The following is an 11,182-nucleotide window of genomic DNA, read 5'->3' as shown; positions in this document are numbered from 1 at the left end:
CTCTTTTGTTTCGCAGCCAATCTCCAGCAGTCCGTCGGGGGTCACCGTCGCCTTGTTCCACCTGTCAGTATGAGTTCCGTCAAACAGAACAATGGCATGGGGTGGTGGACAGGCTCCCTGTGTGGCACTCACTCTTTTGATCGGCTGCAGATAGCTCATTCGCTGCCCCGCCGTGTTCTTCACGACCCCCGCATAGCCGGTCTGCAAGTCGATGACGAGGTCTTCTCCCCCCAGCACGACCCGGTTCCCCGCCCATGTTCCAGTCAACTTCAAAGTTGGGCTGCCATTGTAGCCATTTCCCGGCAATCCTCCGCGATAGAGCAGCGCGTCAAACTCCCCTGCCCCGCGTGCCACCACCTGCAATCCGACCGGCTGACAGTATCCACCCAGTGGGGCCGAACCGACGTATTCCCCTTGGATGTGGTAATCCACATCGACCAGCGAGATATCGGAGAGCCCTTTGGTAGTCTCGGCAGCACACACCAGCGATCCCACAAGCAGATATGCGATTGCGGGAAGGCCAATACGACGAATGAGGAAATGGCAGATCAATTTGCGTTCCTATTCCGGTCGGTTATTTGCAAAAGCAGATGTCAGCGATGCATCCGCGACACTTTCACAACCTTCCATGCGAGCAACTAGAACTCCATCCAGATCGACAAAATCGACGTCACAGCGAACCAGTTGCGCGGCGGCCTCGTGCATTCGGATCACAATTCGAACGCCATCCTTAGGGAATGTGCGCCGGAACTGCTGGTAATTCTTCACGGCGCAGGGCAGGCAGGGCTTCCCACGAAATTCCTGCGACCAGAGGATGATCGCCTGCAGCGCCCCGTCAATCACCAGCGGATCGGCCAGCCAACTGCCGCGAACAGGATCAGTCATCCACGACCACGGCGCGGGAGCCGTCCGGGTCGTCACAGTGATCCCCTGCTCCGAACAGGCCTCGATTGTCTGCAGCCCCCGCAGCATAGGACCGTGGAACAGTCTCCGCTCGTACGCGTCTGTCAGATTCATGGGGTATCCTGCCCCTTCCAGTGGCGGCGTTGTTCCGGGAGCGGCGGGATAGGATGCCGCCAGAACGACATTCGCACCCGCGTGCAGCACTTCGCGTCCGTCACGTTCGCCGAGCAACTGAACCGGCACCACAAACACATCACCCCGTCGCACCGCTTTTCCGGAGAGCGCTTTGATGGAGTACTTCTGGTGTGCCCCCAGTCGAATCCCCTGGTAGACGCGGAAGTCACTGAATCCGCGGAGTTCCAGTCCCGGGTTTCGATGGATGGCCGCATGGGCCAGCCACTCGAGAATCATTGCTACGGGGAACACAGCTTTTCCGCCGAGTGCATGTGATTCGAGAAAGGAATACTTCGACAGGTCCAGCTCACGCTCAAAATCGATCTTCATCTCCGCAGGAGAATCCGTCGTGAACGACTGTGGAGGGGCGACGACATCCTGTCCCTTCCGGGAAGCGTTCCCGCCGGTAGGAGAGACACCGTTCAAAGCGGGAGCCTGAGCTGGATCAGCCCGTGTCGCGGATTTCTGTGCAGCAGCAGCGCCTTCTTCAACGGGAGCGAGAATCAGGACTTCGACAGGGAGACTCGTCGCCTGCTGGAACTCGAACACGAGTGCTTCAGCACCGTCCCGCAGGGGGATCAGACCAACTCCCTCTGAGGCGAACAGCTTCTTCAGCCCCCCCTGAACCATTCCACCGTCCCACGGCCCCCAGTTGAACGACGCCACTCGACACTGCGGATGTTGAATCGCGAACTGCCGGGCCTGCTTGTTGAGGACTTCGTTTGCGATTCCATAGTCGAGCTGACCGACGCGACCGAAGCGGGCGGTGTACGACGAAAAGAGACAGAGCAACTTCAGCTCTTCGGGATCAACCCCCTTCAACAACGCGTTCAGTCCATCAATCTTGGTGCCATAGACCCGGTCAAACTGTTCTTTCGTCTTGTCTTCGATCTTCTGATCGGCCAGCACGCCGGCTCCGTGAATGATTCCGCGCACAGGCCCGTGCTCACGTTCCAGTTGTGACAGGATCTTCTTCACAGCCTGTTCATCGCGCACATCGACCGAGTAGTACGCCGCAGAGATGCCCACCGAAGCAAGCCGGTGCAACTGCTGTGCGATCTCACGACTCGCCACAATCTGCTGGACCTGATGTCCGATGACCTTCGGAGTTGAACCGGGAACAGCGCGAGCAATCACCGCCTGACGAATTTCGGCTTCCGTCGTCAGGCGAGCCAGCCATTCCGGCTCGGGAGCAGGTTCAGGACTCCGACCGAGAATGGCAATACGGGGCTTCCAGGCTTGCGCCATCGCGAAGGCCGCTTCCGCAGTCACACCGCGGGCCCCCCCACTGATCACAACCAGATCACCGCGGTCAATCGGAGGATTCTGCAGGACGCCGGTCAGCGTCTGCTCGGCAATCTCCAATGAAAAGAGACCGCTGGGAGTGATCCCCACTTCGACGGGTCCCTCGTGAACCAGTTCGGCGACGAGCATCGCGGCGGCCACCTGATTTGAAGACCAGTCATGACTGAGGTCAAACGCTCGGGCAACAACGTCGGGCCACTCGCGTGCGACGCACTTGGCGAGTCCCGCCAGTCCGCCGGAGACGGGGTTCTGCAGTGGCCGCGAACCTGCGAAACCGAAACGTCCATCAAGGCGAGAAACCGTCACCAGAAACGTCGCTGCATGACGGCTGTTCCGACGCAGAACGGGGCCAACTTGCTGCAGCCAGCGGACAGCGGACCATAACTGGTTGTCTGTTGTCCCTCCCGCAGACGCAATCACCACCAGCCCCGCCAGAGTTTCAGGCACTTCGGGAAGCACGGAATTTTCCAGCTCAATTAGGCGCGTTCGAAATCCCTGTTGCGCCAGTTCGCTGGCGACCTTCGCCGCCAGGTCAGACCCATCATTTGTCACCCAGACTTCGCCCCCTGACATCAGCTTGAGCTTTTGTCGTGCGGACGCGGCCGCCAGAGCAACAGGTCGGACGACGCTGCGCTGAATCCGGGGACTTGGCACAAGCTGGCGTTCAGCCAAGGGACGTTCGGTCACCGGGGCCGGGGCTGGAGAGGGCACGACCTGGACAACAGCGGAAGCGTTCACTGCGGCATGGGATACAGGCGACAGGGTCGCCACAGCGGTACTGCTCGCTGCGACCCGTGCTTCCGCCAGGCTCACGATATCATGCAGCGTTTGCAACGCCCCTAACTCGTCCGGCTGAAACGCGGGAAGATCGGGAACTCGTTCCTGAACTGCCGAAAGAATTTCGACGCGTTTGATCGAATCGATTCCCAGATCATGATCGAGGCTCATCGTGAGATGCAGCATCTCGGTCGGATAACCCGTCTTTTCCGAAACGACTTCCAGCACAATCGGCCACAGCGATGCGGATTCGTTCTTCACCGAAGTCAGAGGTTCCACCGGTGCGGCAATCGAATTCGCAGGGGTGACTGTCACGTCTGCAGAAGCCGCACTGACAGATGCTCCTTTAGTCCGCGCATCGGCGAGTGTGACCACATCCCGCAGGGTATGGAGTGAGCCAAGTTCGTCCGGCTGAAACGCGGGGAGATCCAGTACCCGTTCCTGCAGAGCAGAAAGAATTTCAACTCGCTTGATCGAGTCGATCCCCAGGTCATGGTCCAGACTCATCTCCAGATTGAGCATCTCGCTCGGGTACCCGGTCTTCTCTGAGACGACAGCCAGCACGATCGGTGCAAGTTCTAATGATCCCTGTTTCTCTGAAGCGGGCCTTTTCTGAGTGGCCGGTGGAGTCACATTCACAGAAGAAGCAGTTGCGCCGACAGGCCCCGTGGTCTGGGGCGCAGTTCCGCGTGATGAGTTCGTGCGAGCGTCCGCCAACGTCACCACGTCCCGCAGAGTATGGAGTGCTCCAAGTTCTTCCGGCTGAAACGCGGGAAGATTTGGGACCCGTTCCTGCAGCGCCGAAAGGATCTCGACTCGCTTGATTGAGTCGATACCCAGATCATGGTCGAGACTCATATCCAGGTTGAGCATTTCGGCCGGGTAGCCCGTCTTCTCCGAGACCACCTCGAGCACGACGGGTCCCAATAGTAAATTTATCGCGTTTCCTGGCGAGACCGCAGTCGCCGGAACGGACTCGGTTTCAGACTGTTCACAGGCTTTTTCCGCAACGGCAGCGGACGGGATGCCGCTCCCCCCTGACCGGTTTTCGGCCAGAGTCACCACGTCCTTCAGCGTGTGCAGCGCCCCCAGTTCGTCGGGCTGGAATGCGGGTAGATCAGGGATCCGCTCCTGCAGTGCCGACAGGATCTCAACTCGCTTGATCGAGTCGATTCCGAGGTCATGATCAAGACTCATTTCGAGATTCAGCATCTCGGTGGGATAGCCAGTCTTCTCTGACACGATGGCCAGCACAACCGGCCCCAACAGCGATCCCGAGGACGAAGCCGCCGGTGCGGGTGCCGACACGGCGGAACTCACATTGGGGGTCTGCGGCACAGCAGCCTCAATCGGTTCAGCGAGCGGAGCGATCACGGCGACTTGCGGTTTCCCGTCGGCCGAACGGGATTGAGCGAGTCCGACGACGTCGCTGAGCGTGTGCAGCGCCCCCAGTTCATCAGACTGAAACGCGGGCAGATCGGGGACGCGTTCTTGAAGGGCTGACAGGATTTCAACTCGTTTGATGGAGTCGATCCCCAGATCATGATCGAGGCTCATTTCGAGATTCAGCATCTCGGTCGGATAGCCGGTCTTTTCCGACACGATTTCCAGGACCGTCTGTCCCAACGGGGATGCGAGGTCCGAGCCGCTGGACTCGGTCAATCGGGACTGTGGCAAGGGAGTTTCGACCGGGGCCAGTTCCTGCATCGGAACCGTGGTCGGCTGCCCCACTGCAGGTGAGGTTGGAAGAGCGGATGACGTTCTCGCTTCAGCAAGAATCACAACATCGCGAAGTGTGTGAAGTGCCCCGAGTTCATCCGGCTGAAACGAGGGCAGGTCGGTCACTCGCTCCTGGAGCGTTGCCAGGATCTCGACTCGTTTGATCGAATCGATCCCCAGATCGTGATCCAGACTCATCTCCAGATTCAGCATTTCCGTCGGATATCCCGTCTTCTCTGAAACAACCGCGAGGACCGTTGCCCCGAGTCGAGAGATCACTTCATTTGGTTGAGAACGAGCAGCAGGTTCGTCCTGTGGGGCGGAAACCGGAACAGGCTTCGCTTCAGGTGCGGCCTTAAACTGCTGAGCGGGGGCGGACTGAGCCGCTACGGATGCGCTGACCGACGGTTGGCTGACTTGCGGAGTCACGCTCTTCGGCTGAGCCGCAAAAGCCGGTGGCGCGGCTGGCGGCAGGGGAGCCGCAGCGGGCAATGGCAATTCGACTTTCGCTGGTCGAGGTTCGGACGTGACGGTACGAGCCACGGGTGGCTGAACCGTAGCCGTCACCGGTGCTTCCATCGTCAACTGTTCCGCGCGCGTCGGTACTAGGGGAGCACGGTTGTCAGCGGGACGCGGAGAAATCGGTGCCGGTTTTGACGCCATCTCACCGCCGAACTGTCCCAGCGCCAAACGCTCGAACGTCTTGAATGCAATTTCCTGGCCTTCCAGAAACTGCTGATGCAACCGGGTGGTTTCCGTCTGAATCCGTTGCATCGCTTCGAGCAACTGCTGAATCGTCGCCAGCGAACTCGCGTCAGGCGATTTTCTGGCGACGCTGGACAGATTCTCTGCAATGGCGGGGCGAGTGGACTTCATCGGCGTACTGACTTCAGAGGACATGGATGAAACGGGAGCCGCAGCGGGGACCGGGCTCGGTACACTGGGAACTGCCGCGCGAGGCGTGACGATGGCCTGCGGAGTCGGCTGCGGGAATGTCGGCGTTTCCGCCACTGGCAGCGGAGCGATCGTGGCCGATCCCTTTGAATCTTTGTGTGGTGGCTGTTCAGGCTGTCGAGGTGTTTCCACAGAGACAGCCGTCGATCGGGGCGGAATTGGTGCGCGTGGTTTGACGTAGTTGGCACCGGTAATCGGAACGGTCATTCGCCGCGACTCACTCTGAGCGGATGCGGCTTTGCCGTTCGGATCCCAGCGGTCCCACCGAACGGAGTGCCCGACGGAGGAGACCTGCGCCAGTGCGTTGGCCAGGTCGACGACACCACTTCTCTTACCACCAGAAGAATCGATCGCGACGGCACGGTACTCACGCCCCTGCAGGATCGAATTCACCAGACCCGTAAGCACCCCACCGGGACCTACTTCCAGGAACGTGCGGACCCCGTCGGCGTGCATCCGTTCCACTTCGCTGACAAAGTTAACGGGCCGGGCGAGCTGGGCCGCGAGCAAATCCCGCGCGGCATTCGGATCAGCGGGGTATTCAGCAGCCGTACTGTTTGCGTATACCGGCATGCGAGACGGCGCGAACTCGACTTCATCCAGAACAGGTCGGAATGCTCGGCTGGCAGACGCCACCAGCGGACTATGGAAGGCCGCAGCGACCGACAACTTCTTGCCCCGGATATTTCGACGAGCGAAGAGTTCCGTGGCTCGCTCGATTTCGGGAACGCGACCGGACAGGACGACCTGAGTCGGACTGTTGTGATTGGCCACGACAAGATCGACCGAAAGTTCTTTGAGCGCCGCCTCGATCTGGGTTAGTGGCGCCCCCAGCGCCAGCATACCACCATCCACTTCCTGGGCCGCCGCCATCAACGTTCCACGAAGCATGGACAACCGATAAAGCGCACGGGATCCGAACCGCTGCGATGCACACAGCGCGGTCAGCTCACCATAACTATGTCCTGCCACCGCTTCCGGATGAACACCAAACTGGTCCAGTACTGCCAGGGCCGCCAGGCTGACTGCTCCAATCGCAGGCTGAGCGATTTGCGTCGACCGCAGCACGCTGTCTTGCCGCGAACGTCCCTCGGGCGAAAACGCGGGATACGGATAGATCAGATCCGTCAGACGTTCGTCCTGGGGGGCCTGATCATTCCGCGTCACCGAATTCGCGAAGACTTCATTCGCCTCGGCGAGCACATCCAGCATGACGGGGAAACGACAAGCGAGTTCTCGCAGCATCCCGACGTATTGGGACCCCTGGCCGGGGAAAAGCATTCCCAGCTTTCCAGCCGCGGCACCACGACCGTAGTGGACGCCGTCCGGGGTGGACCAGTTCGCTTTCTCGGGTGCACGCTCAAACATGGTCTGCGCACTGGCGAGAACCCCTTTCAGGTCCGTCTTGTCTCGTTCAACGACAAACAGAATTCGATGTGGATCGGTCGCCCGGAATTGACTTCGACTCGCGGCCCCCAGTCCTCGAACCTGCCGCCAGTCCGATCCGTCCAGAGATCCCATCTTCGTACGGACTTCACCCAGCAGGTCATTGACGCTGGGGGCAGAGAGGGCAATCACCTGCACATCGCCGTCCCATTCCGCCTCGTCCGATTGCTGCGGCGATTCTTCCAGAACACAGTGGAAGTTGCTTCCCCCAAAGCCGAACGCACTGACACCGGCACGGCGGGGATGCTTGTCTGATTTCAACCACGGCCGGGCTTCGGTGTTCACATAAAACGGACAACCCGGTTCCAGCATGGCTGCGGGGGGGCGATTTACCTTGATTGTTGGAGGAAGCACTCGATGACGCAGCGCCAGAACTGCTTTCAGCACCCCAGCGGCACCTGCGGCCGCCTTGGTGTGCCCGATCTGCGACTTGACGGACCCCACGGCGCACCAGGTCCCCTGTCGTCCTGACGACTTAAAGACGTCGATCAGGCCGGTGACCTCGGTTGCATCGCCGACTTTCGTTCCCGTTCCGTGTGCTTCTACCAGTTCGATGGTGTCGGGCGAGACCCCTGCAACCCGATAGGCGTCCTTGAGACAACGAATCTGTCCTTCTGCTTTGGGCGCATAGACGGCACTCCCCGCTCCATCGCTCGACGTTCCGATCCCTTTCAGAACGGCATAGACCCGGTCCCCATCCCGCTGGGCGTCGGCCAGTCGCTTCAGCACGACCATGCCCACCCCCTCACCCAGAATCGTCCCGTCTGCCTCGTCTGAAAAGGGTTTCGAATCACCCGTCGGCGACAATGCAGGGGTCTTGCTGAAGCACATGAACATGAAGATGTCATTGAAGGTGTCGATCCCTCCAGTGACCACCATATCGCTTCGCCCCGTCCACAGTTCCAACGCGGCAAGGTGAATGGCAGACAGCGAGCTGGCGCACGCAGCATCGACCACGCAGTTGGTTCCGTGCAGGTCCAGCCGGTTTGCAATTCGTCCGGCAACGACATTTCCCAGCAGACCGGGGAACGAGTTTTCCTGCCATGGGACGTAGCTCTGGGAAATCCGTTCAACAACGTCATTGGCGACGTCATCAGCGACGCCAGCGTCTTTGAGCGCCTTACGCCACCGAGGGTGACCGAGTCGAGCACCAAGAGGAATCACCATTTCCAGTGTTCCCGTGACACCCAGAATGCACCCCACCCGAGACCGGTCGAACTTGCGCCCCGCGCCGTAACCAGCATCTTCCAGTGCTCGCTTGGCCCCCACCATCCCCAATAACTGACTGGTATCGATCGCCTCGAGATTGTTGGGAGAGATACCGAATTCCAGGGGATCGAACGCCAGCGGTGACAGGAACCCGCCGCGACGTGCGTACGTCATGTCAGGTGTCTTCTGGTTTGGATCGAAATACTCATCGGGGCTCCAGTGCGATGCAGGAACCTCGGTGATGGCGTCTACTCCACGACGGATATTTGACCAGAACTCTTCTGTACTGGCAGCCTTGGGAAACAGGGCACTGATTCCCACAATCGCGAGAGGCGGCTGAGTGGCAGAGAGCTCATTCGGGGATTGTTGACGATTCATAAGACCTGTCAGACCAGAAGGAAATTAGATGCAGTGTAGAGCGAGGTTTTTAGCGTCGCCTCAAAATCCGAATCGCGATCGAAGCACTTCAGGAATTTGCGGTTCGACGCGGGCAGCCTCGGGAGGAACCAGAAAACCCTGACTTCGTAGCATGTTCAACCGCTGCATGACCGCCGCCCCGTAGAGTAAATTGCAGGCAACGGTCGCCACTTTTCGATTGGCCGGTTTAGCCAGGAATGTTCCACGAGTCCATTCATTGAACGCTCCCATCGCGGGCCCACACCAGATTTGATAGTCAAGCTTCCGGGACGGCTCACCCGAGTTGGCCCACCGCGAGGATTGCCCCAGATACCACCGAAAAATGAGCGCCATCTGATGCTTAGGATCACGCTCCCCTTTTTCAATCTGGGCCGGATCGCGGGTGCTGAAATAGTCGACGGTCTGCCGCCAGACTTCTTCCAGCGTTGTTCGAAACAAATTCTTCTCGAGCCATTCCCGTTCGCCCGCAGGAATCTCGTTGATTCCTTTAAACGCCCGGTAGACTTCGTAAAGCTTGGCAGCCCGCATGGGGAACATGGTTCCTCGCTTCAGGACCTGCACTTTGACCCCCATCTCGAACATGTCTGCACAGGGACACATCGTCACATCCGCCTGCTCTGCTTCCGCCAGCATCTGACGAACAGAATCGCAGGTTCCTGATTCGACGCAGGCCTGCTGCACCGAACCGACCAGGATGTAGGCTGCCCCCATCGCGAATGCGGCAGCGGCCGACGCGGGAGTGGCGATCCCCCCTGCCGCCCCAACGCGCAGCGGCTGGGGAAACCGGTAGGTCGCCGCGGCCCGATCACGCAGAGCCAGAATGGTTGGCAGCAGCGTCAGCGCCGGTCGGTTATCAGTGTGCCCGCCGGAATCGGCTTCTGCCGTCATGTCCTGAGCGACCGGAACCGATTCGGCCAGCAATGCCTGCTCGGCCGTCAGCTCACCTCGTTCAACAAGCTGCGACAGGATCCTGGCGGGAGCCGGAGCGAAGAACTTCGAACCCACTTCGATTCGTGACACCTTGGCGATAATACGATTCGGTGTGTGGATCGTGCCGTCGGGACGACGATGAATCCCATGCAGGCGATAACGGACCACGTGGGGCGTCAGGTCCAGAAACGCCGAGGCTTCGACAAGTCGGACACCCCGCCGCAGATACAGATCCACGACTGCCCGCTCCAGCCCTTGATCGTTCGGACTGTGAATGAGATTGAAGCCGACGCGCTGGCTCGTGTCAGTTGAGGGGCTGTCGCTGGCTCCCACGGTCTGTCGGCTGGCGGGAATCAACCGATCAATGGCTTTTTCGACCCGCGCGAGTCCCAGTCCCGCAGAGCCAAAAATTCCCAGCATACCGTGCCGGGACATTTCTTCGGCGATCTCAGCCGACCCGATTCCCGCCGCCATCGCGCCGGAGACGTAGTTGAACCGGAGCCCATGGTCCTGCCGGAACGTGGCATCGCCCAGCATCTCCATCCGAACGGGAGGTACGATTCCCAAGATCGGATACGACTGGGGATTGGAAGCGTTCGAGCCGAACTGGGCGTCACCGCCACGGGCCAGACCGAGTCCCTGAACCGTGTTGACGATCATCAGTGGCGAATCAAGATCACTCACCGCCTCCGAAACTGAAGTGGAGTCGATCGCTATTGAACCGCCGGCCGCAGACCAGTTTCCGAGCGGTACCTGTGAAGTGTGATCCATTTCGAAATCTACATGCCCTGATTCGTGGGTGCGCCAATCTGAAGTCATACAGTATAGAAGTCGCGTTGCAGTGTTGCACGCGGGCAACAGGTAGATTTAGACAGGATTACCCCACGATCAAACTCAACGAGGCCGATAATTCCTGCTCGACCGAAATTTCTGCCCAAATCGTTTGATGCGTGTAACTTGCGTATTTCTTTCGCTGCTTACCAATTCGTTACAACCGCTACATCCGGAACGAGTGTCGCGGCCCGAAGAGATCGAATCGCTACGCACGGCCATCTCGATACCGGGAAATCCCAACCCCGAGTCGGTCGAGAACGGCGCACGAAGCGGGCTGCCTAGAAGAAGGCGAGCCGCTGTGGCTCGCATCCACGGGTACTCGAACGGTGCGCATCGGCGCGTACTCGAGCTACGTGCTGGAGGGAAGTTTTACGATACCGGGGCTCTGCCTCGCCGGCGCCGCAATCCGTCGCAGAAACAAACGGTCCCTGAGTAGACTGTGCACTCGAAGTCGTCTGCAGGAGACGATCAGAGCCAACCCCGAGTGCCGCTGTGGGAAAAGAAAATGCCTAGC

Annotated in this window: 2 protein-coding genes and 1 pseudogene; all 3 read right to left on the bottom strand. The window is 59.6% G+C overall.

The genetic code is table 11. The annotated features are described in order from the left end of the window. Nucleotides 1–552 (bottom strand): annotated as a pseudogene (locus VGE80_RS16910) (3-keto-disaccharide hydrolase); the annotation flags it as partial. 9 nt (nt 553–561) lie between these two features. After that, nucleotides 562–8,865: an SDR family NAD(P)-dependent oxidoreductase gene (locus VGE80_RS16905; protein ID WP_440593484.1), complete on the bottom strand. Its 8,304-nt coding sequence runs from the start codon at nt 8,863–8,865 to the stop codon at nt 562–564. A 60-nt stretch (nt 8,866–8,925) separates the two neighbouring features. Beyond that, on the bottom strand, nt 8,926–10,605 hold the full coding sequence (locus VGE80_RS16900) for a PfaD family polyunsaturated fatty acid/polyketide biosynthesis protein (RefSeq protein WP_440593483.1): 1,680 nt from the start codon (nt 10,603–10,605) through the stop codon (nt 8,926–8,928). Nucleotides 10,606–11,182: the final 577 nt, after the last annotated feature.

The sequence above is a fragment of the Schlesneria sp. genome, assembly GCF_036405755.1.
GTDB lineage: Bacteria > Planctomycetota > Planctomycetia > Planctomycetales > Planctomycetaceae > Schlesneria > Schlesneria sphaerica.
The sequence above is the reverse complement of the archived record's forward strand: the minus strand, read 5'-3'. Positions and strand labels throughout refer to the sequence as shown.

What these genes read in the sequence shown, in the direction of transcription:
- VGE80_RS16905 (WP_440593484.1), bottom strand. Translation starts at nt 8,865, where the DNA reads ATGAATCGTCAACAATCCCCGAATGAGCTCTCTGCCACTCAGCCGCCT.
- VGE80_RS16900 (WP_440593483.1), bottom strand. Translation starts at nt 10,605, where the DNA reads ATGGATCACACTTCACAGGTACCGCTCGGAAACTGGTCTGCGGCCGGC.